Genomic DNA, 24,241 nt, shown 5'->3' on the forward strand with positions numbered 1-24,241 from the left:
CAGATCCCTTAATGTTCCCTGACAAACACTAAGAGGGGGTGCTGCGCAAGCAGGCCCCTTTTTATTTGGATATACACCAGATTTGTCTATGTTGTCCGTGATGGTTATAACACAAAGCGGATGAACATAACATCAATGAACGCTGTCCCTGGTCTCTGCTGATAAGAAGCGTTCCTCCAATTCAAGGTATCTCGGAGTCTTTGATTTTAAAAGAAGATAATTCCATATGACCAGCGCGAAACCAGCTAAATCAATACCATACTATTTCTCCTGAATCTCATCTTTTTTAACCTCAGTCGGTTTCGCATCGTTTTCCTGTACCGAATCACTTCCAGTCTCAATTTCTACCTCTCTGGTAGTTACTGCGTAATGGTTTGGCTTAATCTCCGATCCGTAATTAATGGCGTATGCTTTGGTAAATTCAGCACCAAAGAACAAAATAATAGATGAATAATAAGTCCAGAGCAGAAGCACTACAAGAGAACCTGCTGCACCATAAGTAGAACCTACATTGCTTTGATTGATATAAATCGAAATTCCAAACTTACCGATCATAAACAATATTGCAGTAACAACAGCTCCTGAAATAACATCCCTCCATTTGATTTGCGCATCTGGTAATACTTTAAAAATAACCGCAAAGATCAATGAAATGACTCCAAGTGTAATAATCTGGTTGAGGATATAAAAAAAGATAACGGAAACCTCACTGAAGTTTTTTTCCAGTTTAGTGCTAAAACCATCAATCAGGGAGGTCACGCCCAATGAAACCAATAATACAAAGCCTAAACTTATAATTACTGAAAAGGATAAAAAACGGTTTTGCAACATTTTAAGCCAGCCTCTTTTAGGTTTGGGTTTTAAACCCCATATGCTGTTGATAGAATCCTGTATCTCGGCGAAAACTGTCGTTGCACCTATCAGAAGGGTTATCCCTCCAACTACTACAGAGAAAAAGCTTTTGTTGCTCACAGCAGCATTTTTAATGATACCCTGAATCTGCAGTGCACTTTCCTTCCCCAGAAAGTCCACCAACTGATAATATATCTGTCCTTCTATCGCTTCTCTTCTCAATACAATACTGCAGATGGAGATGATAAGAATAACTAAAGGCCCCATTGAAAATACGGTGTAGTAAGCCAGTGAGCCGCTCAGCTTGGTAACTTTATGATCCGAAAATCCTGAAAAGGAATCTTTTAAGACTTTCCACAGACCACTAAATGTTATTTTTTTATTCTTTACGGCTTCCATATTATCTAGTTTCAGAGTATATCATTAAATCAGTTCCTGCCAGAATAACTTATCTAATAATAATTTGTTTTGATTAAAAGTTGATCGGGACATTTGAATCCTGTTCTGCTGCAACTTTGCACGGGAAATTTGTAATTTGTTAAACATATATGTTTGGACAATTGTTATGAAAACATGAACAGACTTTTTACTACAAACTATAATCACCGCGGTTTGGACATCGCACTGCTGATCCTGCGTTTAGGAATCGCCGGATTAATGTTCAGTCATGGCATCCCGAAATTAAATACCCTGCTTGACGGAGCCGAAATTCAGTTTGCTGATCCCTTTGGGTTTGGAGCGACAGTTTCGCTTGCGCTGGCAGTATTTGCTGAGGTGTTTTGCTCGTTTCTGCTCGTTTTAGGGCTTGGAACAAGGCTGGCGGTCATTCCTTTAATGGTCACCATGCTGGTAGCGCTGCTGACAGTACATGCCAATGATCCAATAGGTAAACAGGAACCTGCACTTCATTATCTGCTGGTTTATTTAGTGCTTTTGATTTCAGGAGCAGGCGGTATAAGCTTTGATAAACTGATCAGCCGCAAGACTGCGAGATCGAGAAGAGGATTTTAACGCAATAATTCTATATTTGACCGTTATAGTGTCATAGGATACTATCCTTAATTTATCAAAAGACATGAAAAAATTACTAGTGATATGCTTAGCGGCAGTAACCCTGTTCGGTTGCGGAGTAAATAAACAGGCGCAGCAGATCAAAGCCCTCGAAAAATGTACCTACAGGGTAGTTTCTGCCAGCAATATCTCAGTTGCAGGAACCGATGTGAAACGTTTGATGAATAATCAGGATATTAACCTGGGTAGTCTTCCTGCGCTGGCTTTCGGCTTATTGAGAAAAGATGTACCCCTTAGGGCAACAATCAATATGGAGATTAATAACCCTGCGGGAAATCTCGCAGCGATCAATCAGTTTGAATATAAGATCCTGATCAATAATCAGGAACTTGCTGATGGATTTGTGGACCGCCAGGTAAGCATCGCCGCTGGCCAGACGGTTACAGTACCGGTAGCAGTTAATGTAAATGTATATCAGTTTATTTCCAATGCAAGGGTAATGTCAGAGATTTCTGATTTTCTGCGTGGAGGAGACCGTAAAGGGCTGGTAACACTAAAAATTAAACCTAGTATCATGGTAGGAGGGGCGCTGATCAAATATCCGGGCTATATCACTATCGACAAAGAATTCAGCAGCAAAATACTTCTTTAAGGCTTCACATATTAATGTTACGTTGATTAACAGCAGGATGTTAATTGCTTAAGTATTTTTAATTATTTTCGGCAATTAATATTACTGTATGAATGATCGCCTGTCACTGCTATGCTTCCTGATTGTTGCCCCGTTTTTGCTTAAAGCCCAGTCTTCAGTACAATTGAATGCTGCTGAAATCAGACAGGGGCTGGCTGGTTTAAATGTAACGGGCAGTGTACTGTATATCGCTGCACATCCCGATGATGAAAATACACGCCTGCTTACCTACCTGTCAAAGGAAAAGAAAGTGCGCACCGGGTATTTGTCCTTGACCAGGGGTGATGGCGGACAAAATCTGATAGGAACTGAACAGGGAGACCTGCTGGGACTGATCCGTACACAGGAGCTGCTTGCCGCAAGGCGGACGGATGGTGCGGAGCAATTTTTCAGCCGTGCAAATGATTTCGGATTTTCAAAAACCGCTGCGGAGGCTTTCAAAATTTGGGGCAAAGAACAAATTCTTTCTGACGTAGTCTGGGTGATTCGAAATTTCAAACCGGATGTGATTATTACCCGTTTCCCGGAAGATGCACGTGCAGGACATGGACACCACCAGGCTTCGGCAATTCTTGCCAGGGAGGGCTTTGCAGCAGCAGCAGATCCAAAACGCTTTCCTGAACAGCTGAAGTTTGTAAAAGTATGGCAGGCTAAACGCATTGTATGGAATACCTTTAATTTTGGTGGTAGCGGTAACACCACTTCTGATGATCAGCTGAAGCTGGATGTAGGCGTTTTCAATCCTCTTTTAGGAAAAAGTTACGGAGAAATCGCGGCAGAAAGTCGCTCTAATCATAAAAGTCAGGGTTTTGGCGCTGCCTTACAACGGGGTTCTGCAATAGAATTCTTTAGCCCGGTTGCCGGGGATGCCGCCAAAAATGAGCTGTTTGAAGGTTTAGACTTCAGGCTGGACAGAGACAAAGGCACGGAGAAAGCGCAACAATTGCTGAATACAGTAAATGCAGCCTATGATCCGGCAAATCCGGCAAAATCTATTCCTGCATTACTGGAACTGAAACAGGAAGTGAAAGGACTGCCCTTTAAACATAAGCAGCTTGATGAGCTCATCCTTGCCTGTGCGGGAATATGGGTTGAAACTGTTTCGGCCGAACCTGCGTATTCGCTGGATGGTTCTGTTCCTGTACTGCTGAGTGCTATCTCCCGTGTTGGAGCTGACTTTCCGCTAAAGATCACATTACAGCAGCTTAGCAACGGCAAGGTCATTGATCTCCTTCCAAATCAAATGGCAACACAGACAGTTATTCTGTCTGCCGCGTCGATTGGCCTGACTCAACCGTACTGGTTAAAGCAAACACATCCGATTGGTAGCTATATTATAGATTCACTGAGCCATCTGGGCAGGCCTGAAGCGGCCGCTCCAACAGCAGGGGTATTTAGAATCAGCTTCGGAAAACAGTTTATTGATATTACACGTCCCATAGTTTATAAACATACCGATCCTGTCAAAGGAGAGTTGTATCAGCCTCTGGTGATTGCACCGCCGGTTACAGTAACCATGACAGAAAAATCATTTTTATTTTCCAATAATACCGCCAAGAAAATCAATGTACAGCTGAAGGCCTTTAAAGATGGGCTGAAAGGCCTGATCAAACCAGAAGTGCCGGAAGGCTGGAAGGTTTCTCCGGAGAAAGTGCAAATTGATCTGCCTGAAAAAGGAATGCTGAAGAACCTGGAATTTATTGTTACGCCCGCAGGAAATGTGTCCAGCGGTAAGTTGTCTATATTGGCCACTGTCGATGGTAAAACATATAACCAGGGATTGAAGGTACTGAATTATGACCACATCCCACTGCAAACGTTATTTCCTCCTGCCGAAGCAAAAGTTGAACGGGCAGACCTGAAATTCTCAGGAATGAACATAGCTTATATTGCCGGCGCGGGCGATCTGATCCCGGAATCCCTGACTCAGATCGGTTATCACGTAACCTGGCTAACTGAGAAACAGGTTATTGACGGAGATCTTTCTGTGTATGATGCCGTAATTACCGGGGTCCGTTTGTATAATATCAATGAACAGGTTGCCGCGATGCAGCCAAAGCTGATGGAATACGTGAAAAATGGCGGTACGCTGCTGGTTCAGTACAATGTTAACGGGACGCTGAAACTCAATGATTTGGGGCCTTATCCTTTCAGGATTACGCGTGACAGGGTCACAGATGAAGATGCTAAAGTTAGTTTCCTTGCACCAAACGATCCTGCACTGAATTTCCCGAACAAGATCACTGCAAAGGATTTTGACGGATGGATACAGGAGCGCGGATTATATTTTGCAGATGAAATAGATAAACATTATGTGCCTGTGCTTGGAATGAACGATATCGGGGAGCCGGCAAATAATGGCTCACTGCTGGTTGCTCCCTATGGCAAAGGCAAATTTGTATATACTTCACTGGCCTTTTTCAGGGAACTGCCCGCGGGCGTGCCGGGAGCATATCGTCTGTTTGTAAACCTGATCTCTAAAAACTAAGGCCATGTCAATTCAGCATGAACAGCAGCAGGACCCGGAGGATACTTCGGCCTCAGAGAACAATCTGGATCTTCCTCCTTTTGTAAAAACCTGGAAACAGTTTTACCTGCTCTTAGTTGGCTGGCTGATATTTTTGATTGCAGCTTTTTACCTCTTTACAAAATATTTCCAATGAGTGGTTTAGACTGGGCTGTTTTAATCTTTACACTGATCGTGATTGTATCCTACGGGATGTATAAAAGTCGCGGTGCCCAGAATATCCAGGGATATTTACTGGCAAGTCAGTCTTCACCCTGGTACAGCGTATGCCTCTCTGTAATGGCTACACAAGCTAGTGCAATAACTTTTTTGGCAGCGCCAGGACTGGCATTTTCATCGGGAATGAGTTTTGTGCAGTTCTACTTTGGCCTGCCCCTGGCGATGATTGTATTGTGTATCACCTTTGTGCCTATCTTTCACCGTTTAAAGGTTTACACTGCGTATGAATACCTTGAACAGCGTTTTGACCTGAATACCCGTGCGCTCACAGCGTTTTTATTTCTTATCCAAAGGGGACTTTCTACAGGTATCACGATTTATGCACCCTCGATTATTTTATCAACCATTCTAGATATCAATACTACATATACTACTTTGTGTATCGGCGGAATTGTGGTTGCCTATACTGTTTATGGTGGCAGTAAGGCAGTTTCCTATACACAGATGCTACAAATGAGCATCATTTTTCTGGGGCTGTTTGCTGCGGGGATTATGGTAGTGCATTTACTGCCAGCGGATATCGGCTTTGGCAGAGCGATCAGTATTGCCGGAAAAATGGGGCGTACCAATGCTATTGATTTCAAGTTCGACTGGAACAATCAGTATAATGTATGGAGTGGCCTGATTGGCGGCTTCTTCCTGCAGTTATCCTATTTCGGAACAGACCAGAGTCAGGTGGGGCGTTATCTCACCGGGGCTTCAGTGAGCCAGAGCAGACTGGGATTACTAATGAACGGGCTGGTTAAAATACCCATGCAATTTTTGATCCTGCTGATCGGGGTGCTGGTATTTACATTTTACCAGTACAACCGTCCGCCGGTTTTTTTTAACAGCTTTGAGTTGAATAAGCTTGAAAGAAGCAGTTATAATCCGCAGCTGAATAGGCTTAAGGCAGAGTACGAGCAGACATTCAAAGAGAAACAGAGCGGAGTGAACAAGCTCAGCAAAGCATTGGAACTAGGCGACCAGACAGAGATCAACCAGCAAAGGATTTTCCTGCAACAGGCGGATGAACATACAAAGGCGGTGCGTAATCGGGTAACAGAACTGATGCTGAAAAATGATAGGGACGCTGATATCAATGATAACAATTATGTCTTCCTGAGCTTTGTCACACGGTATCTGCCCAAAGGACTGATCGGATTGCTGATTGCCATCATCTTTCTGGCTTCGATGGGCTCCACCGCCAGTGCGCTCAATTCCCTCGCTTCCACAAGTGTGATAGATATTTATAAAAGACTGCTGAACAAAGAAGCAAGTGATGAAAAATACCTGGCAGCTTCGAGATGGTCTACTGTACTCTGGGGTTTGATCTGCATCGGCATGGCCTTGTACGCCAGCAAAATCGGGAATCTGCTCGAAGCCGTAAATATCCTTGGTTCTTATATCTATGGAACCATCCTTGGCGTTTTTCTTGTCGCTTTTTATATCAGGCATGTGAACGGAAAGGCTGTGTTTTATGCTGCCATTATTACGGAAGTGATCGTTTGTGTCTGCGGATGGCAAAAGGTTGTGGCTTATTTATGGCTCAATCTGATAGGCTGCGTGCTGGTTGTTCTGATTGCGATGCTGATACAACTGTTTTTTAAAAGCAAGGCTGGCACAACAACTGCGATGCAACAGCGGCCGGCGTAATCAAACCTTTTTGAATATCTGATGTTTATGGGTTAAACAAAACATAACCTACTATGAAAACATTAAATTTATTTGCAATAGCTGCTATCGGCGCCTGTTCATTACAAGCTTGTCACAGTCCTGAAACCCGTACAAACCAGGGCGATTCTGCCATGACAGATTCAAGTAAAACTGATACAGCGGGTGGTGCTGTGCCACTGGGTTCTGGTCCTAGTCAGGACAGTTCTACAACCGACAATATGGCTGGCAAAACAGGCGATGTGACCCATCAGTCGAAAGTTGACGGCGATGAGGCTGCATTTATGACTAAAGCTGCTATAGGAGGAATGATGGAAGTTGATGCTGGTAAAGTAGCAATGAAATCAACCAACGCTAAAGTAAAAGCTTTTGCTGCACAAATGGTGGCAGACCATTCTAAAGCCAATGCGGAGTTAAAAGCGCTGGCAGTTAAAAAAGGGATTATGCTTCCGACTACATATCCTTCAGAAGAAAAAGCACATATGGATATGATGGCAAAAATGACTGGTGCTGATTTTGATAAACACTATATCGATATGATGGTTACTGACCATGATAAAACCATAGCGTTGTTTAAATCAGGTTCAGAAGCGCAGGACAAGGAAGTAAAGGATTTTGCCAATAAAACTATTCCTGTGATTACAGGGCATTTTGAAAAAGCAAAAGCTATTCAGGCTGGGATGAAATAAGCTTGATTTAGATTAATATATGCGGGAAGGCTATTTTAATGGTCTTCCCGTTTTTTATTTGACCCAATGCCGTAGTTTCCATTGTGCTAACTCCTCATCGTGTATCATCATTCTTAGGACTCACAAAGGAAATGTGTGTTTCAAATCGATGAATTGGCACATGAAGCATGGGTATATCAGGAGTTAAAGGGCGAAACCGAAGCACGGCTTAATTAAGCTTTTGATTATAACCGTCTCTGAAAGAAGCGATTTCAGCAGTAATAGAAAGTAGTTTTTCTTCTGCGTTTAGCAACTGTTGCTGTAATTCCCAGGCAGCGATGCCTGTGCTCTGTTTCAGTTCAGGTATCATTCTCCTGTAGTAATTGATGCCACTCTGCAGTTGCTCGCTAAACTTTTCATGATACTTCGTTTTTTTAGCATTCAGTTCATGTAACTGCGCATTCAGATCCTGTTTCAGATAATCTATATATAAATTCAACTCATTGATGAACAGATTAGGGCGACTGATTTTAAAACTGATGGGGCTTCGCCCATAAATATGGTTCACCATTTCTTTGAGGGAATAGGTGTCCCCAAAATAAGCAAGATTTGGGCCCGGACAGATACTAACTGCTTTGTTTTCTCTTGGCCGAAGCATATCATTCTTTAAATAAGCCGAAGCGCACAGGCCTTCGCATAAACAAATCTTAGCGGTGATGGCATCAAACCTTTCCTTAAAAATGCTGGGTTCAGTTTCAGTCGCTTCCAGTTCCTTGATTTTCAGGTGCTGATATTTCCGTGATGCGGTACAGATAGGCAGCTCTGTAAATTCTGTATTTGTAGAGAGCAGCTTCTTCTTACAGGGACTGCCCGGTCTTCCCGAGGCAATACGATGCAAACGCTGCTCTTCCATCGTACTCTTGCGGAAGTTATTGTAGCGAACACCAAGGGGAGAGGAATTACTTACGTAATAATCTTCCTGCGTTGCTGCAACGAGTGAATCAAGTGTAACCTGATCTACATTGGTTGCTTCAGGAACCAGTAAAAACGGGCTTCCCCATCCGGCAGCATCAAGTTGATAATGGTTAATCAGGAAGTTATGTTCTTCGGCAGTACCAATTCCACCTTGCGCAGTAATCATTAATGAAGGTCTCGCAGGTGTTCTGATGTTTTTTGTTTCAAGCGCAGCATGGTAGATCGCATAAAGCTCATCACTTAAATCCGTTCTTTTTTGCTTAAATTCTTCCAGGATTGGGCCTAGCAGCAGGCCATCAGTAGCAAAAGCATGGCCTCCGCAGTTTAGTCCTGATTCTATCCTGAACTCATTTACCCATAAACCCTTTTTTGCGAGCATTTTTGCCTGAATCAAAGCCGATCTGTAATCACCAACCTTCAGGATGATTTTTTTTCGGATCAGTCCTGCTTTATCAGGAAAGAAATCCCTGCAGCTTTCCATGTAAGCATACAAGCGCGGGTTTAAACCTGCGGAAATAACTACAGATGAGTATAAAGTGCTATTTGCAAAGCCCCTCATTGCAGCCACAGCATCAGTATAATCATTTCCCAGGTTTTCATGATCAGCTGTATAATTTGCCTTATCCACCTTGGACATGATATTGACATCGATATTGCCTGCCGTCATCTGCCAGCGAAGTTCTTTTTGCAGTACATCCTTTTCTTTGCCTTCTTCCATCTGCATCATATGCCTGTAGATCATTTTTGGCCGGCAGTGTTCTGGCAACAGTTCAAAATAGGTATTGATATCATTTCCTGTATCAAAACTTTGTATCCTCAATAACCGGAACTGCTCATTGACAAGCCTGTGCATCAGATTAAGATAAGCTGTTATTCTGCGTGCCCTTCCGTCTTCCTCATCTTTTCTGATGGGAACGTATTCAATTCCGTTTTCTGCCAGATGAAACTCGCGCATGCGTTCACAAAGCTCATCATCTGTAATAGAGACCACTGAGGTAATGCCATATCTGGCTACTTTTAATGGGGTATCTATCGAGTAGCCTAATCCCAAAACAGGAATGTGAAAAGTATGGTTCATGCGCTTATAATTAAACTGTGCGGCAGCAAAAGACTGCAGAAATTCCAAGCTAAAATATGATGGCCGTCACCATTTAGCATGATCAACATTAATTCCGTTTATGACTGCGATCATAAAATCCTATGCCCGGAGGGCGGATATTTGTCTTAATCAAAACATAAATATTATGGCAACTTTAGCATTAACAAATCAACCAACCCTCTCATTTTGGGCAAGATTTATCACCTTTGCCGACGGTCAGAAAGAAAACAGATTAGCCTGGTTCCTCGTATCTCTTATATTACATGCAACTTTGCTGGTGCCTATTACGTTTATACTTGTGTATTCACTGGACGGACACGTTATCCCTTGTCTGGCAGTAAGCATGGTGATCTTCTTTGCAAACATCGTGGCAAATATGAGCGGTGCCAACACAAGATCTACGATATTTCTTTTTGGATTAAGCTTATTAATACATAGTGTTATACTGATCATCACTGTAGCCGGTATTTAGCTATATTTGTAAAAATACCCTATGGAAAATGCGAGGCTTTTACATGCGATCATCGAAACGGCAATAGATGGGATAATCACTATCGACAGCAGAGGTATCATGGAAAGCCTTAATCCTTCAGCCCTGAAACTTTTCGGCTACAATGCAGATGAAGTGCTGGGTAAGAATATCTCCATGCTGATGCCCGAACCCGACCGGTCAGGCCATGATGAGTATATAGGTCACTATCACCGTACGCATGAAAAACATATCATTGGCAAAGGAAGGGAAGTAAGAGGACTCCGTAAAGATGGCTCCACTTTCCCTTTTCGCCTTGCTGTGAGTGAAGTACAGTACGAAAACCGGAAGATCTTTACAGGTTTTATCCACGATCTTTCAAAGGAAAAAGAAGCAGAAGAACGTCTGAGGGAATACGCAACTGAACTCGAAGCCCTGGTAGAAGAACGTACCAGATCACTCAAGAAAACGGTAACTGCCCTCAGGGAAGCCAAAGAAGAGGTGAGTATCTCCCTTGAAAAAGAAAAAGAACTCAACCAGATGAAAAGCCGTTTTGTTTCGATGGCGTCGCATGAGTTCCGTACGCCGCTCAGTTCGGTGCAGCTTTCGGCTTCACTGATCGAGAAGTATGCGCTGCCTTATGAGAATCCGCAGATTGCAAAACATGTACATAAAATAAAAAATGCTGTTGGCAATCTCACTACCATACTGAACGATTTCCTGTCACTGGAAAGACTCGAGGCCGGAAGGGTTCAGCCCGCATTTCAGGCCTTCGACCTGGTAAAACTTGCCGAAGAGATCACGGAAGAAATGCAAATGATCGCCAAGCAGGACCAGAATATAATCTATCAGCATACCGGACTGGAAAGCACTGTTCAGCTGGATCAGAACCTGCTGAAAAACTGTATGATCAACCTGATCAACAATGCGATCAAGTATTCGGGAGAAAATACCTTTATTGAATTTAACACCGAGATCAGCGGGAATCAGTATATAGTAACCATCAGGGACAATGGAATAGGTATTCCCGATGCCGATCAGAAACACTTGTTCCAGCCTTTTTTCAGGGCACACAATACAGGAAGCATTCCCGGAACAGGACTTGGGCTGAATATCGTACTTCGGTATGTTGGCCTGATGAATGGCGAAGTGCATTTCGAAAGTAAACTCAACCAGGGAACCACATTTGTTCTCACATTTAACAGATAGACGGCTATGAAAAAAATTAGGATCCTGGTTATCGAAGACAATGATGACATCAGGGAAAGCATTGCTGAAATACTTGAACTGGCAGGATATGAAGTGTTTGAGGCAAATAATGGCAAAGCTGGTGTTGATCTGGCCACTACCAATTTACCAGACCTGATCCTGTGTGATATTATGATGCCTGAACTGGACGGTTATGGGGTATTGTATCTTTTAAACAAAAATCTCCGGACTACCGCAACACCTTTTATATTCTTAACCGCAAAAGCGGAAAGGATGGATATGCGTAAAGGGATGGAGATGGGAGCAGACGATTACCTGGTCAAACCTTTTGATGATGTCGAATTGCTGAACGCAATTGAAAGCCGGCTGAATAAAAGAGAGAAACAGGAGAATTTCTACAGCAAATCTATTACCCAGCTGACCAATCTGGCCGCAGGCAATGCGGGGATTAAAGAACTGGATAAGATGATCCTGGAGCGAAAGGTGCGCAGCATAAAAAAGAAACAGATCATTTATTACGAAGGAGATACGGTATCGGGGATATATCTGGTACTGAGCGGTAAAGTGAAAACGATAAAGCTGAGCGAGGACGGTAGGGAACTGCTCACCGGCATGTACGGACCTGATGAATATTTCGGCATCCCAGCTTTGCTTCTCAACGAACCTTATGCGGAAACCGCTGAAGCGCTCGAGGATACCACAGTTTGTCAGCTCCCTAAAGAGATGCTGGAAGAATTACTGAACCGTTACCCTGATGTAGCGAGGCAGTTTATCCATATCCTTTCCAATAATCTCCTGGATAAAGAGGAGCAGTTGCTGCAGCTTGCCTATCACTCTGTGCGCAAACGCATGGCAGAGGTCCTCATCCGGCTGTGTAAACTTGAGAAACAGGACGGCCAGATCAGCCTTCGTATTTCGCGTGATAACCTTGCGGCTATGGCAGGGATGGCAACGGAAACTGTAAGCAGGATCCTGAGTGATTTCAGGGATGAAGGCATTATTGAAAGAAAGGGAAGTCAGATTGGTATCCTGGATTATCCCAAACTGCAGCAGATGAAAAACTGATCAGTATCATATTTCTGACTGATTCATCTCATTCCGGGGCAGTTATTATCCTGCTAATTTTGGTCATTAACAAATCAATCCGGGATGAGAGCAGTAGCTTACAGCATAAAGTCTTTTGAAAAAGAACCATTGGCAATAGCCAACCATAAAAAGCATGAGATCACACTCATATCAAATTCACTTAGTCCCGGGACTGTAAGTTATGCAGAAGGGAAAGAGGCTGTCATTGTGTTTACAGATGATGAAGTTAATGCTTCAGTAATCAATAAACTGGCAGATCTGGGTGTGAAATTCCTTGCGACCAGGTCTACCGAAACCCTGCATATTGACCGGGATGCAGCCGCCCTGCGGAATATTAAGGTTGCCAATGTACCGGCCTCAGCTTTGCTCTCGGTATCAGATCAGGAATTGCCTTTTGCACTTGCAAAAGAGACGATCCTGAACCTTGATCATTGGCAGGAAAATCGTTGTTTAGGTGCGGCATGTATCTGTTCCGGATCCTGCGATCAGACAGTCAAACCAACTGCGCCGGGCCATGAATAATCAGGATCTTATTGCAAAATATCATGTAGCAGCACCGCGTTATACCAGTTACCCCACGGTTCCGTACTGGGAAAATAAAGGTTTCGACGAAGAACGCTGGATCGCGGCGGTGCGCAGTTCATTCAGTCTCAGTAATGCCAGGGATGGTATCAGCCTGTATATCCATTTGCCATTCTGTGAAAGCCTGTGTACGTATTGCGGCTGTAATACCCGGATTACACGTAACCACAGTGTGGAAGTTCCTTATATCATGGCGCTGCTTAAAGAATGGGCTATGTACCTGAAGATTTTTGATGAAAAACCGGTCATCAGGGAACTTCACCTTGGAGGAGGTACCCCTACGTTTTTTAATCCGGAGAACCTGAGTTTGCTGATTGAGGGTATACTTGCACCTGCATCAGTTCATCCGCAGGCGGAATTTAGTTTTGAGGCACATCCCGGAAATACGACCGGGGAGCACCTTCGTGCTTTATACAAGCTTGGCTTTAAACGCCTGAGTTTAGGTATCCAGGATTTCGATCCAAAAGTGCAACTGGTAATCAACAGGGCCCAAAGTGTGGACGAGGTTGCTTTCGTGACTGATCTGGCACGCTCAATTGGGTATACTTCTGTCAATTATGATCTGATTTATGGTCTGCCTTTACAGTCCTCAGAAGGGCTGGCAGCAACAATTGATGCTGTGCTGGAACTCCGGCCAGACCGCATTGCGTTTTACAGTTATGCACATGTGCCATGGCTGAAACCCGGCCAGCGCAGGTATACTGAAAATGACCTCCCGGATGCGGATCAGAAACAATTGCTTTATGAACTGGGCCGCGGTATGCTGAAACATGGCGGTTACGGAGAGATTGGAATGGATCATTTTACGCTTGAATCTGACAGTCTTTACGCTGCGGAGAAGGATGGCAGGCTGCACCGGAATTTTATGGGCTACACTCACCAGTATAGCGAACTGATGGTCGGACTAGGTGTTTCATCAATCAGTGACAGCTGGACAGCTTTCGCACAAAATGTAAAAAAAGTTGAAGATTATCTTGAGCTTGTCAATGCAGGTGAAATGCCTGTTTTTAAAGGACATATCCTCAGTGATGAAGATTTGGTAATCAGGAAGCACATCTTAAATCTGATGTGTACAGGCAAAACATCATGGACTTTGCCAGGACACCGGCATCCGGCATTATTTGAGGGGCTGGATCGCATGAAGCTTATTGCTGAGGACGGACTCGTTATTCTTAAAGAACAGCAGCTTGAAGTTACACCGAAGGGCAAACGTTTTTTACGGAATATTTGTATGGCGCTGGATTCCCGTTTGTGGGCTAACCAGGCGCAAACGCAATTATTCAGCATGGCAGGATAATGACAAAAGCAAACAGGCGCAAATAAATTCTTATCTGCACTCAGCTGCAGTGCTGCCTGAAGGAGCGGGACTAAAATAAGGGATGTCCAGCTCCAGTCCGCGGAATATAAACCAAAGTCCCAGGCAAATCATAAAATAAGGTACTACATTATTGATCTTTCTCCTGAATAGCGCAGTGGTAAAACCTGCGCTGATCCCTGCAATGAACATCAGCGGCAAAGTTCCCAGTCCATACCAGAACATGTAACTTACAGCAGAGCTTACTGCGCCGGTGTTTAGTGCCCCGGCCAGGGCGAGATAGACAAAACCACAGGGCAGAAAACCATTGATGATCCCAATGATCAGGTGGTTTGCTTTGTGTTTAAGCGCGTAACCAAAGACTTTGTTAAAGGGTTTGATGAAAACAGCATCCGGATGGCCAATAGAAAACCTGAATACTCTGGAGGCTGCTGCGGTAATGATCAGCAAACCACATAAGATACTCAGGCCCTGCTGTACTCCGGCCAGCCATATCTGCCTCCCAGCGAAACCAATCAATATTCCCAGTAAACAATACGAGGTAATCCTGCCAGCCTGATAGCTGAGTTTATTAAAGATCAGGTATCCCCATCCTGTTCGAAATGAAGGAACTGCAAATGCAAGGGGGCCACACATTCCTACGCAATGTATACTTCCAAGCAAACCAATCATAAAAGCCAGGTTTTGATAACTCATGATGTAATGATATCGAGATATAAAGATGTAATGATGTGTGACTTATGCTTCTTGCTAAAGAATGATTTCCTGCTCGTAGAGATAACTTTTTTCCTTGCTTATCCATTCAATGATTAACCGCCATGACCCGTTCTTCAACTGTTTTGAAGGGATAATCACCTGGTTGTTTATATTGCTTTCAAAAGGCACAGCTCTGTCCAATGCCTTGTCCGACGTCCTCATGAGTGTGGCGGTACCCTTCGCATGCTGCATGAACCGTATAATGATCATGTCCTGATTTGCAGATACAACCGGTGTAGCATGATCGTTTTTAGTCTGCTCTTTCCGGTTATATACCTTGTTGTAATTGATACCTTTTTCGTAATAATCTGTATCAACCAGCGCGTCTTTCCTGCTGTCGAACATGAGCAGTACCATGACTATGATAAAGAGCATAAAGCTGGCCATACCTAATATGAGTTTCATTCCCCAGTTCATAATTTAATCGTTAGGAGGTGCAATAAATGTGGTTTCAATATGATCAAGCTGTTTCCCGGCAGACAGCAGTCTGAAACCTATGGCAGATTTATACTGCCGGATTGAAGACTGTGGCAGGATCACAAAAAAGGTAATTTTAATACTGGCGCCGGCGGCCAGCTGATTGTCTTTCTGGATATACTGGATTTTTGCAGCCCTGTCATCCGGTACGATCTCAAATCTAAGTTGATGTGTAGTCTTGTTAACCAGTTCTGCATTGTACAGGTTACTTACTGTATGTTCCTTGTCGCGCAGCTGATAAAGTGTTCCGCCAGCCCGGAGAATGGTAGTTTCCACGTCACTTCTTTTCAGGAGCAGGTATGTCAGTGTACCAAGCAACAGGAAAAGTATAGCAGCATAGCCATAAACTCTTTTGTTCAGCGTTAAGGATTCTTTCTGCAGGATCTCATCTTCAGATTTAAAACCAATCAGCCGGATTGGCCTCCCAATCTTGTCCATCACCATATCGCAGGCGTCAATGCAGGCAGTACAGTTAACGCACTCCATCTGCGTACCGTTCCTAATGTCAATACCTGTAGGACAGACCTGCACGCACAAACCGCAGTCGATACAATCTCCTTTGAGTTTTTTCCCTCTGGGTTCTCCCCGCTGATAATCGTATGCTACAATAATGCTCTCGTTATCGAGTAAAACTCCCTGGAGTCGCCCGTAAGGACAAACCACCGTGCAAACCAGCTCCCTCATCCTGGAAAATACAAGATAGAAAACCAGCGTAAACAAAATGATGGAGATGAAACCCGACAGATGCTCAGCGACAGGCTCCTTTATAATGGTTATCAAAGTAGTACTGCCGATCAGATAAGACAAAAAGATGTTGGCAATAAGGAAAGAGATCAGCAGATACACACCATGCTTCGCTATTTTTTTTGCTGCCTTTTTTGTGGTTAACGGTCCGTCATCCAGAACCTTCCGTTGTGCAGGACTGCCTTCTACCCAAGCTTCGATCCTCCGGAATACCATTTCCAGGAAGATCGTTTGCGGGCAGATCCAGCCACAGAAGACCCTTCCGAATACGACTGTGAACAACACGATGAAGATCATGAAAGAAATCAGCGCCAGTACAAAAAGATAAAAATCCTGTGGCCAGAAGATGAGGCCAAAAAATACAAATTTGCGTTCCGGTACATTCAACAAAACCAGCTGTTCACCGTTTAGCCGAATGAAGGGCGTGGCAAACAGCAGGAGCAGAAAAGAGTAGCTGATGAGGGCACGATAACGAAACAGCTTACCCTTAATAAGTTTAGGGTAAAGCCATTTCCTCTTGTTTCCGTCATTAGTAACCTTATTGATCTGGTCTCGGAATTTTGCTGAATTTTGTGACATTTCAGGGTTTTTATTTATTCCTTATTACCTTGCGGTGCTTTTGGACCGGCAGGGTTTGTTCCCTGTAGGGACAACACGTAATTGGCGATGTCTGAGATTTGCTGGGCGCTCATGGATTTCTCCCAGGAGATCATTCCTTTTTCGGTGACGCCATACTTAATAGTCTTGAATACGTCTTTTATCTTTCCGCCGTGCAGCCAGTATTCATCGGTCAGATTTGGTCCGACCAATCCCTGGGCATGGTCGCCATGACAAGGCGGGCAGCGGGTGGCAAATAAGGCTTGTCCGCTTTTGAGGACTGCTGCATCCTTGCTGAGTACAATGTTATTTTCATTAACAGCACTGGCAGCATTTTCCGGACTGGCCAGGAAACTGAGCTTGTCATCAGCTGCTTTTTGCAGCTCCGTTACGTATTCTTCCTCCTGTGATTTACCATAGTGGAATACATGGTAGTTCAGCAGATAGCCGATCCCGAAGATGATGGTTCCGTAGAATAAAGCCATGAACCATGCCGGTGTAGGATTGTTTAATTCAGAAATTCCGTCAAATTTATGGTCCATTACGAGGTCGGCTTCCTCGCTAATAGGTTTCAGCTGCATCAGCTTTGTCCATATTGATGGTTTCTTCTTCTGAAGTGCCTGCAGCGCTTCCTCTTCCAGTTGTCTTTGTGCTTTTTCGTCTGCGCTAGCAAAAGGTGTAGGGTTAATAGTTTCTTTCACATAAAACCGGATCACCCGCAGCAGGAGAAGGGAAACCCATAGTACAATTACTGAGGTGGTCACCATCATAGCGATGACAATGTCCACAGAAGTGATACTGTCAGTCCAGCTGCTGTTAATTACCTCTTTCATCGTCTTCGTCTTTTAATGGGAGTTCGCTCATATATTTGATGTCATCTTTTTTCATGCTGAGCACAAAAATGCCTACCAGGATAAAAAAGATGAGGAAGATGGCTAACGAGCTGAGCAGATACCCCTGGTTTCCCTCAGCATTTTCTAAAAATTGCTTGAACATGTCTTGGTTGTATTGATGTTACTTTGCTTTAATATCTGTTCCGAGGCGTTGCAGGTAAGCTACAATAGCAATGATCTCCCTGTCACTTTTCACTTTGATGTTATTTTGTTTCAGGTCTGCAGCTATGCTTCGCGCCTGTTTTTCCAATGCAGCGTTGGCCATTAGTTCGTATCCTGTTGCGTACGGCACACCAAGTGAACGCATTGCTTTGATCTTTGAGCGGGTAGTGGTAGTATCCAGTTGCTGATTAATCAGCCATTCGTATGGCGGCATGATACTTCCCGGAGACATAGTTTGCGGATCAAAAAGGTGGTTATAGTGCCAGGCGTTGCCATACTTGCCACCTTCACGCTGCAGGTCAGGGCCGGTACGTTTGGAGCCCCAGAGAAAGGGGTGATCATAGACAAATTCACCGGCTTTGCTGTATTCACCATAACGTTCAGTTTCGGAGCGGAAAGGACGGATCATCTGGGAGTGGCAGTTTACACAACCTTCCCTAATGTACAGGTCGCGCCCCTGCAGTTCCAGCGGGCTATACGGTTTTACGCTGGTAATGGTAGGAATATTGGATTTGATGGTGAAGGTAGGCATCATCTCTACCATCCCGCCAATCAGAATCACCACAAGTGAAAGCACCAGGAAAAGCAATGGTTTGCGTTCTAGGAAGCGGTGCCATTTTTTATCGGTTCCCTGTGCAACAAATACGGATGGTAAAGGACTTGCTTCTGCGGCTTCGTCAGCAACGAGACTGCCTGCGGTCATCGTTTTGATTAAGTTGTAACTCATCACGATTACGCCGGTAAGATACAATCCACCACCAAGCGCACGCATCATGTACATCGGCAGGATCTGTTTAAGGGTCTCCAGGAAGTTGGGATATTTCAGCAATCCTTCTGGAGTAAATTCTTTCCACATGAGGCCTTGTGTAAAACCGGCAAAATAAAGCGGAACGGCATAAAATATGATTCCCAGTGTACCTATCCAGAAGTGGAATGAAGCAAGTTTTACCGAATACAGGGTGGTATTGTAGATCCTTGGAATAATCCAGTACAGTACAGCAAAAGTCAGGAAGCCGTTCCATCCCAAAGCACCAACGTGTACGTGTGCTACTATCCAGTCAGTATAGTGTGCAATTGCATTGATCTGTTTTAAGGCAAGCATTGGCCCCTCAAAAGTTGCCATCCCATAACAGGTAATCCCCACTACCATAAATTTTAGTCGCGGATCCTCCCTTACTTTATCCCATGCACCGCGCAGGGTGAGCAGGCCATTGATCATACCGCCCCAGCTTGGTGCGATGAGCATGATAGAAAAAACTGTACTTAAAGATTGGACCCAGGCAGGCAATGAAGTGTAAAGCAGATGATGCGGTCCGGCCCAGATATAAATAAAGATGAGCGACCAGAAATGGAGTATGCTCAGTTTATAGGAATATACCGGCCGGTTAGCCATTTTAGGCAGGTAATAATACATCATGCCCAGATAGGGGGTAGTCAGGAAAAAGGCTACTGCATTATGCCCGTACCACCATTGTACGAGTGCATCCTGAACTCCTGCATAAACATAATAGCTCTTAAAGAAGGAGACAGGAAGTTCTACAGAGTTCACAATATGTAGTACAGCTACAGTAACGAAGGTGGCGATGTAAAACCAGATCGCAACATACATATGCTTTTCACGCCGCCTGAATATGGTACCAAACATATTGATACCAAATACTACCCAGATAAGCGTAATTCCGATATCGATCGGCCACTCCATTTCTGCATACTCATGTGATGTGGTAAAGCCCAGTGGAAGTGTAATGGCGGTGGCCACGATAATCAGTTGCCAGCCCCAGAAGTGGATATGGCTTAGGATATCGCTGAACATCCTGGCCTTCAGCAGGCGCTGTAATGAATAGTAAACACCCATAAAGATGGCATTGCCAACAAATGCAAAGATAACCGCATTGGTGTGCAGTGGCCTGATGCGTCCAAATGTGGTATACTGGCTGCCCATGTTCATGGCGGGCTTAAAGAGCTGCATGGCTGCCAGTAGCCCAACCGTCATTCCTATTATGCCCCATACCACGGTAGCGATAGCGAAATTCCTGACGGTTTTGTTGTCGTAGTAAAACTTTTCGGTCATGTGAAAAAACGTATTATGATTGTGCTGGTAAAAATATGTTTTGCAGGGGGGCGGGGGAGTGATCTCAATTATCGTTGGATATGATCTTCGTCACTTTGATTTTCTTCAGGCTCTTCCGGCGGGTCGTCAAAGAGCATTCTGACGGATGGAGTGTACATGTCATCATTCTGACCGGATTTGTTGGCCCATACAAATGCCATTAAAAAAAGTACAGCCAGTACAATACTCAGTCCGAGCAGGGGATAGATAATGTTCATAAAAGTTTGTTTTTACGCGCGTAAAATCTTGCGCAGAGCGTAGTAAAAAGAATAATAGTTACAGTACTCAGAGGCATCAGGATCGCTGCAATAAGTGGCGAGAGTAAGCCCTGCACAGCAAAGAATAAACCTGTTGCATTGTACAGTACAGAAATTACGAAACTCATATGAATGACCTTTACGGCGTCTTTTGCCTGACGAATAAATTGGGGGAGCTTTTCAAAGGCCCTTCCGTCAAGAATGGCGTCACAGCCCGGGGAAAAGTTATTGATATCATCCGTTACTGCTACGCCCAGGTTGCTTTGTCTCAGTGCACCTGCATCGTTCAAACCATCACCAAGCATCATGACTTTCGCACCGTGGTTTTGCAGGTTAAGGATGTAGTCCAGTTTGTTTTGGGGGCTTTGTTTAAAATGCAGTTGCTGCATCCTTGTGAAAAATGGAGTTAACAATTCCCTGTCCTGGTCCTGATCTCCGGAAAGCAGGTGCAGGTCCTGATCCCTGGCCAGTTTTAAAGCAAGCTGTTTAAAGCCTGCCCTCCAGCGCTGTTCAGAGCGGAAGTATCCATAATATTTATCATCAATCAGAACATGGACCACACTAGCTTTGTCCACTGTGCTGATACCCAAAAATGCAGCACTGCCTATTTTTAGCTGATGTCCATTGACGATTCCGGTGATGCCGCGGCCTACCTGTTCCCTGTACTGATCCACGGGATGAACTGCAGTTCTGTCCAGCCATTTTACCAGCTCCCGGCTTAGTGGATGCCCTGAATTGCGTGCGAGATCGCTCAGTAGCTGCTTTTCTTCTCTGCCGAGCGAGCCGGTAAATTCAAAACCATTGGCTGCCGGATTGGTAATTGTTCCCGTTTTATCGAATACCACCGTGTTGATCCTGGCAAGTTCTTCTATAACAGCAGTGCTTTTCAGGTAAAATTTACTTTTATCGAAGATGCTCAGTACGGCGGCAAGGGTAAATGGAGAACTGAGCGCCAGTGCGCAGGGACAGGCGATGATCAGCACCGCAGTAAATGATGCCGCTGCTTTGTTGCTATCGGTATTGATCCAGAACAGGCCGGCAGCAGTTGCGATCAGGAGCAAAGCAATGCTAAAATATTTACTGGCAGTGTTACTGAAAGTCTGTATAGGATCTTTTTCGCCTGCGAAGGTTTCATTGTTCCATAATTTGGTGAGGTAACTTTGTGAAACGGGTTTCACTACTTCAAGTTCGATGGCCCCCATCAACTGTCTTCCGCCGGCATAAATGATTTCACCCAGTTCTTTTTTTACAGGCAGTGATTCGCCGGTTACAAAACCAAAATCCAGCTTTGCCTCTCCTTTGAGCAGTAACGCATCGGCGGGAATGATCTCATTGCTGCGGATCAGGATGCGATCGCCCGTTTTTAGCTCATTCAGCGGAACCGGTTGTTCTTTTCCGCTGACTATACAGCTGACGGCCACCGGAAAGTAGGAACGGTAATCACGCTCAAAGGAAAGGTAATGATAGGTGCGCTGCTGCATCCATTTGCCGATCAGAATAAAAAACACAAGTGAGCAGAGGGTATCTATAAAGCCTGCTCCGGTATGGGTGATGATCTCTATAGCTGAGCGGATAAACATCACCGCAATGCCCAGTGCAAGGGGAAAATCCAGGTTCAGTATTCCTTTTCTGAGATTTGTCCATGCGGATATGAAGTAGTCACGTGCGCTGTATAGCAGAACCGGTACCCCAAGGGCCAGGTTGATCCAGTTAAAGAACGACTTAAAGTTTTGTTCGAAATTGCTGAATCCAAAGTAATCAGGAAAGCTAAGCATCATCACATTGGCGAAGCAAAAACCGGCAACAGCAATTTTGGTAACCAGGTTTCTCTCTGAATGGTCAGACTGCTGCTGTTTTACCATATCCTGCAGGCTGATTAACGGTTCGTAACCTACTGCCGCCAGCAGTTCAACTACCCTGCGCAAGGATATATGCTGGTTTTTGAAAGTAATGCTGACCAGCTTCTTGGGAAAATCGATGCGCGATCCCGAAATGTCCGGATTAATTTTATACAGGTTTTCCAGCAGCCAGATACAGGAACTGCAATGGATTGCAGGAATAAAAAGTGTTAGTACAGTGATATTGTCGTCCGTATAGTCTACCAGCTCGGACGCAATAGATGGCTCGTCAAGATAAGCAAAGTGTGTTGTTTTTTTCTTTTGAGATGCTCCTGGAACGGCATTGTAGGCATAGTAACTTGTAAGATGATGACTCGAAAGAATAAGGTATACGCTTTTACATCCGGCACAACAGAATTGTTTGTCTGCTGAAGAAAACGGGCTAAGCGGAAGGCTGTCTCCGCAATGATAACATTGCGTATCTATTGATAGGTTTATCTGCTCTTTCATCCTGCTTTTTTAATAACCACAAAAATGGCTGCTGCAATGCCTGGGTAAAATGACCGGAGAAGGCTTAAAAGATGATAGAAGTCACAATTTATCACAGCTATTTATGTGATATTTCGTATTATTATATAATTTTTGTTAGATGATTAACATATATACATGTATTCTGCTGATTTATTTATCTTGAAGCCCGTTGCGAACGCCCTATATGATCACAAGAGATAGAATGAAGACTCATTGGACAAGCCTTACCGGCAGTCCTGAAACCCATACGCTTGAAGCGAGAATTTTTCATATTACCTGTATCTTTACTATTCTGCTTTTTAGCTGTAGTATTTTTTTTAATTATTTCATTGGTTTATATAACCTGAGCCTGCTGCTGATCCCTTCAGTGTTTGTGGCATGCGGACTGTATTATCTTTCTAAGGTCAAGTATCAGCATAGTCTTGCCGTTTTTGTGTTCTGCGTCCTTGGCAATATTTTATTTATCATTTTCTTTCTGAACAATTCTGGTATCAATGGTCCCAGTCTGGTCATATACATGCTGTTTTTCTTTCTGGTGATGAGCATTGTGCCTGTCAGTCAGCGTTTTTTATGGGTAGCGGTGAACATTATAGTCGCGATTTTGCTGATCACCTATCAATATAAATTTCCTGAGGCTGTACCTCTGAAACACCGGGACGGGTTTAGCAGGTCTCTGGATTTTGCCTATGTTTATTTCTTTACCCTTTTGATTGTCTATTTTATTATCACCAATATTATCAACAGCCACAACAGGGAAAAGACACTGGCAGAAAACCGGGCAGAATTGCTTGAGCTGTCCAATCAGTCGAAGAACAAATTATTTTCTATCCTGGCGCACGACCTGCGCTCGCCATTGAATTCGATCCAGAACTTTCTGGAGATGTCGCTGGAGGAGCACCTCAGTGAAACAGAGAAAAAGCTGATCCATTCCAGCCTTTTGCGTGAAACCCGTTATACCCGTCAGATGCTGATCAACCTGCTCTCCTGGAGCAAGACTCAGATGGAAGGGGTGTCAGTGAACCTGACAGCACTCGATCTGCAGGAAACCCTGGAGTCTACCATTTTGCTGCAGGCAAGTTTAGCGGAAGAAAAAGGGATAATAATTAATAACCTGATCCGCGAAGGTATACAGGTAACCGGAGATCATGATATGCTGGAATTGGTTATCCGCAACCTCATCAACAATGCTATTAAGTTTACGCCTTTTGGCGGAGAGATCAATATCTCTTCAGAAGATCATGGAACTGAGTGTTGGATCAGTGTGCAGGATAATGGCGTTGGCATTACTAAATCGAATGAGCAAAATATTTTTTCACTGCAGTCTCAAAGTACTTACGGGACCAATAATGAGAAAGGGGTAGGCCTGGGGCTGGTATTGTGCAGGGAATTTATCCTGCTGCAGCAAGGCAAAATATGGGTTGAAAGTGAACCCAACGAGGGTACCACGTTTTTTATCAGCCTGAGGCTGGCCTGATGTATCAATTTTGCGGATTGAATTTGAATTGAGCCGTTATTTATAC

22 protein-coding genes are annotated in these 24,241 nt (G+C 44.1%); 12 read left to right on the top strand and 10 right to left on the bottom strand.

The annotated features are described in order from the left end of the window. Positions 1–261 precede the first annotated feature (261 nt). Positions 262–1,251 (bottom strand): YihY/virulence factor BrkB family protein, encoded by a 990-nt coding sequence (locus tag ABWY16_RS04445; RefSeq protein ID WP_353903445.1) that lies wholly within the window; start codon positions 1,249–1,251, stop codon positions 262–264. 174 nt (positions 1,252–1,425) lie between these two features. On the opposite strand from ABWY16_RS04445, the gene ABWY16_RS04450 reads away from it, so the two are divergent. From ABWY16_RS04450 to ABWY16_RS04475, 6 genes are all read left to right on the top strand, one after another. Continuing rightward, the gene (locus tag ABWY16_RS04450) at positions 1,426–1,863 is read left to right on the top strand and encodes a DoxX family protein (RefSeq protein ID WP_353903446.1); all 438 of its coding nucleotides are present in this window, start codon (positions 1,426–1,428) and stop codon (positions 1,861–1,863) included. A gap of 64 nt (positions 1,864–1,927) precedes the next feature. After that, positions 1,928–2,515 carry a hypothetical protein gene (locus ABWY16_RS04455; protein WP_353903447.1) on the top strand — a complete coding sequence of 196 codons (588 nt, stop codon included), beginning with the start codon at positions 1,928–1,930 and terminating at the stop codon, positions 2,513–2,515. An 88-nt stretch (positions 2,516–2,603) separates the two neighbouring features. Continuing rightward, positions 2,604–5,042: a PIG-L family deacetylase gene (locus ABWY16_RS04460; protein ID WP_353903448.1), complete on the top strand. Its 2,439-nt coding sequence runs from the start codon at positions 2,604–2,606 to the stop codon at positions 5,040–5,042. A gap of 4 nt (positions 5,043–5,046) precedes the next feature. Further along, complete coding sequence (locus tag ABWY16_RS04465) at positions 5,047–5,217, top strand: hypothetical protein (protein ID WP_353903449.1); 171 nt, start codon at positions 5,047–5,049, stop codon at positions 5,215–5,217. Further along, positions 5,214–6,935: a sodium:solute symporter family protein gene (locus tag ABWY16_RS04470; protein WP_353903450.1), complete on the top strand. Its 1,722-nt coding sequence runs from the start codon at positions 5,214–5,216 to the stop codon at positions 6,933–6,935. The genes ABWY16_RS04465 and ABWY16_RS04470 overlap by 4 nt, the downstream gene beginning before the upstream one ends. A gap of 53 nt (positions 6,936–6,988) precedes the next feature. Further along, the gene (locus tag ABWY16_RS04475) at positions 6,989–7,642 is read left to right on the top strand and encodes a DUF4142 domain-containing protein (RefSeq protein WP_353903451.1); all 654 of its coding nucleotides are present in this window, start codon (positions 6,989–6,991) and stop codon (positions 7,640–7,642) included. Positions 7,643–7,850: 208 nt separating this feature from the next. Here the strand turns inward: ABWY16_RS04475 and ABWY16_RS04480 are convergent, their stop codons facing one another. Continuing rightward, the gene (locus ABWY16_RS04480) at positions 7,851–9,674 is read right to left on the bottom strand and encodes a hypothetical protein (RefSeq protein WP_353903452.1); all 1,824 of its coding nucleotides are present in this window, start codon (positions 9,672–9,674) and stop codon (positions 7,851–7,853) included. Between the two features lie 166 nt (positions 9,675–9,840). On the opposite strand from ABWY16_RS04480, the gene ABWY16_RS04485 reads away from it, so the two are divergent. The 5 genes from ABWY16_RS04485 to hemN all read left to right on the top strand — a co-directional run bounded on the left by ABWY16_RS04485 (position 9,841) and on the right by hemN (position 14,338). Beyond that, positions 9,841–10,167 carry a hypothetical protein gene (locus ABWY16_RS04485; protein WP_353903453.1) on the top strand — a complete coding sequence of 109 codons (327 nt, stop codon included), beginning with the start codon at positions 9,841–9,843 and terminating at the stop codon, positions 10,165–10,167. 21 nt (positions 10,168–10,188) lie between these two features. Continuing rightward, positions 10,189–11,373 carry a PAS domain-containing sensor histidine kinase gene (locus ABWY16_RS04490; RefSeq protein ID WP_353903454.1) on the top strand — a complete coding sequence of 395 codons (1,185 nt, stop codon included), beginning with the start codon at positions 10,189–10,191 and terminating at the stop codon, positions 11,371–11,373. A gap of 6 nt (positions 11,374–11,379) precedes the next feature. Next, entirely contained in the window at positions 11,380–12,438 is a 1,059-nt protein-coding gene (locus ABWY16_RS04495; RefSeq protein ID WP_353903455.1) for a response regulator, read from the top strand. Positions 12,439–12,522: 84 nt separating this feature from the next. After that, entirely contained in the window at positions 12,523–12,981 is a 459-nt protein-coding gene (locus tag ABWY16_RS04500) for a Rossmann-fold NAD(P)-binding domain-containing protein (RefSeq protein WP_353903456.1), read from the top strand. Continuing rightward, complete coding sequence (hemN, locus tag ABWY16_RS04505; protein WP_353903457.1) at positions 12,974–14,338, top strand: oxygen-independent coproporphyrinogen III oxidase; 1,365 nt, start codon at positions 12,974–12,976, stop codon at positions 14,336–14,338. The genes ABWY16_RS04500 and hemN overlap by 8 nt, the downstream gene beginning before the upstream one ends. A gap of 30 nt (positions 14,339–14,368) precedes the next feature. On the opposite strand, the gene ABWY16_RS04510 is transcribed toward hemN, so the two are convergent. The 8 genes from ABWY16_RS04510 to ABWY16_RS04545 all read right to left on the bottom strand — a co-directional run bounded on the left by ABWY16_RS04510 (position 14,369) and on the right by ABWY16_RS04545 (position 22,700). Continuing rightward, on the bottom strand, positions 14,369–15,052 hold the full coding sequence (locus ABWY16_RS04510) for a sulfite exporter TauE/SafE family protein (protein WP_353903458.1): 684 nt from the start codon (positions 15,050–15,052) through the stop codon (positions 14,369–14,371). 54 nt (positions 15,053–15,106) lie between these two features. Further along, complete coding sequence (locus ABWY16_RS04515; RefSeq protein WP_353903459.1) at positions 15,107–15,517, bottom strand: FixH family protein; 411 nt, start codon at positions 15,515–15,517, stop codon at positions 15,107–15,109. A gap of 15 nt (positions 15,518–15,532) precedes the next feature. Further along, positions 15,533–16,912, bottom strand: a complete 1,380-nt coding sequence (gene ccoG, locus ABWY16_RS04520) for a cytochrome c oxidase accessory protein CcoG (protein ID WP_353903460.1) — start codon at positions 16,910–16,912, stop codon at positions 15,533–15,535. A gap of 14 nt (positions 16,913–16,926) precedes the next feature. After that, positions 16,927–17,763, bottom strand: coding sequence for a cbb3-type cytochrome c oxidase N-terminal domain-containing protein (locus ABWY16_RS04525; RefSeq protein ID WP_353903461.1), 837 nt, complete (start codon positions 17,761–17,763; stop codon positions 16,927–16,929). Continuing rightward, on the bottom strand, positions 17,747–17,926 hold the full coding sequence (locus tag ABWY16_RS04530; RefSeq protein WP_353903462.1) for a hypothetical protein: 180 nt from the start codon (positions 17,924–17,926) through the stop codon (positions 17,747–17,749). The genes ABWY16_RS04525 and ABWY16_RS04530 overlap by 17 nt, the downstream gene beginning before the upstream one ends. An 18-nt stretch (positions 17,927–17,944) precedes the next feature. After that, complete coding sequence (gene ccoN / locus ABWY16_RS04535; protein WP_353903463.1) at positions 17,945–20,056, bottom strand: cytochrome-c oxidase, cbb3-type subunit I; 2,112 nt, start codon at positions 20,054–20,056, stop codon at positions 17,945–17,947. Between the two features lie 68 nt (positions 20,057–20,124). After that, positions 20,125–20,313, bottom strand: coding sequence for a cbb3-type cytochrome oxidase assembly protein CcoS (gene ccoS / locus ABWY16_RS04540; protein ID WP_353903464.1), 189 nt, complete (start codon positions 20,311–20,313; stop codon positions 20,125–20,127). After that, positions 20,310–22,700, bottom strand: a complete 2,391-nt coding sequence (locus ABWY16_RS04545) for a heavy metal translocating P-type ATPase (RefSeq protein ID WP_353903465.1) — start codon at positions 22,698–22,700, stop codon at positions 20,310–20,312. The genes ccoS and ABWY16_RS04545 overlap by 4 nt, the downstream gene beginning before the upstream one ends. A gap of 223 nt (positions 22,701–22,923) precedes the next feature. Here ABWY16_RS04545 and ABWY16_RS04550 point away from each other — a divergent pair, with 223 nt between their 5' ends. After that, positions 22,924–24,195, top strand: a complete 1,272-nt coding sequence (locus tag ABWY16_RS04550) for a sensor histidine kinase (protein WP_353903466.1) — start codon at positions 22,924–22,926, stop codon at positions 24,193–24,195. Positions 24,196–24,241: the final 46 nt, after the last annotated feature.

The organism is Pedobacter sp. (genome assembly GCF_040513095.1).
Classification (GTDB): Bacteria; Bacteroidota; Bacteroidia; order Sphingobacteriales; family Sphingobacteriaceae; genus Pedobacter.

What these genes read in the sequence shown, in the direction of transcription:
- ABWY16_RS04445 (WP_353903445.1), bottom strand. Translation starts at nt 1,251, where the DNA reads ATGGAAGCCGTAAAGAATAAAAAAATAACATTTAGTGGTCTGTGGAAA.
- ABWY16_RS04450 (WP_353903446.1), top strand. Translation starts at nt 1,426, where the DNA reads ATGAACAGACTTTTTACTACAAACTATAATCACCGCGGTTTGGACATC.
- ABWY16_RS04455 (WP_353903447.1), top strand. Translation starts at nt 1,928, where the DNA reads ATGAAAAAATTACTAGTGATATGCTTAGCGGCAGTAACCCTGTTCGGT.
- ABWY16_RS04460 (WP_353903448.1), top strand. Translation starts at nt 2,604, where the DNA reads ATGAATGATCGCCTGTCACTGCTATGCTTCCTGATTGTTGCCCCGTTT.
- ABWY16_RS04465 (WP_353903449.1), top strand. Translation starts at nt 5,047, where the DNA reads ATGTCAATTCAGCATGAACAGCAGCAGGACCCGGAGGATACTTCGGCC.
- ABWY16_RS04470 (WP_353903450.1), top strand. Translation starts at nt 5,214, where the DNA reads ATGAGTGGTTTAGACTGGGCTGTTTTAATCTTTACACTGATCGTGATT.
- ABWY16_RS04475 (WP_353903451.1), top strand. Translation starts at nt 6,989, where the DNA reads ATGAAAACATTAAATTTATTTGCAATAGCTGCTATCGGCGCCTGTTCA.
- ABWY16_RS04480 (WP_353903452.1), bottom strand. Translation starts at nt 9,674, where the DNA reads ATGAACCATACTTTTCACATTCCTGTTTTGGGATTAGGCTACTCGATA.
- ABWY16_RS04485 (WP_353903453.1), top strand. Translation starts at nt 9,841, where the DNA reads ATGGCAACTTTAGCATTAACAAATCAACCAACCCTCTCATTTTGGGCA.
- ABWY16_RS04490 (WP_353903454.1), top strand. Translation starts at nt 10,189, where the DNA reads ATGGAAAATGCGAGGCTTTTACATGCGATCATCGAAACGGCAATAGAT.
- ABWY16_RS04495 (WP_353903455.1), top strand. Translation starts at nt 11,380, where the DNA reads ATGAAAAAAATTAGGATCCTGGTTATCGAAGACAATGATGACATCAGG.
- ABWY16_RS04500 (WP_353903456.1), top strand. Translation starts at nt 12,523, where the DNA reads ATGAGAGCAGTAGCTTACAGCATAAAGTCTTTTGAAAAAGAACCATTG.
- hemN (WP_353903457.1), top strand. Translation starts at nt 12,974, where the DNA reads ATGAATAATCAGGATCTTATTGCAAAATATCATGTAGCAGCACCGCGT.
- ABWY16_RS04510 (WP_353903458.1), bottom strand. Translation starts at nt 15,052, where the DNA reads ATGAGTTATCAAAACCTGGCTTTTATGATTGGTTTGCTTGGAAGTATA.
- ABWY16_RS04515 (WP_353903459.1), bottom strand. Translation starts at nt 15,517, where the DNA reads ATGAAACTCATATTAGGTATGGCCAGCTTTATGCTCTTTATCATAGTC.
- ccoG (WP_353903460.1), bottom strand. Translation starts at nt 16,912, where the DNA reads ATGTCACAAAATTCAGCAAAATTCCGAGACCAGATCAATAAGGTTACT.
- ABWY16_RS04525 (WP_353903461.1), bottom strand. Translation starts at nt 17,763, where the DNA reads ATGAAAGAGGTAATTAACAGCAGCTGGACTGACAGTATCACTTCTGTG.
- ABWY16_RS04530 (WP_353903462.1), bottom strand. Translation starts at nt 17,926, where the DNA reads ATGTTCAAGCAATTTTTAGAAAATGCTGAGGGAAACCAGGGGTATCTG.
- ccoN (WP_353903463.1), bottom strand. Translation starts at nt 20,056, where the DNA reads ATGACCGAAAAGTTTTACTACGACAACAAAACCGTCAGGAATTTCGCT.
- ccoS (WP_353903464.1), bottom strand. Translation starts at nt 20,313, where the DNA reads ATGAACATTATCTATCCCCTGCTCGGACTGAGTATTGTACTGGCTGTA.
- ABWY16_RS04545 (WP_353903465.1), bottom strand. Translation starts at nt 22,700, where the DNA reads ATGAAAGAGCAGATAAACCTATCAATAGATACGCAATGTTATCATTGC.
- ABWY16_RS04550 (WP_353903466.1), top strand. Translation starts at nt 22,924, where the DNA reads ATGAAGACTCATTGGACAAGCCTTACCGGCAGTCCTGAAACCCATACG.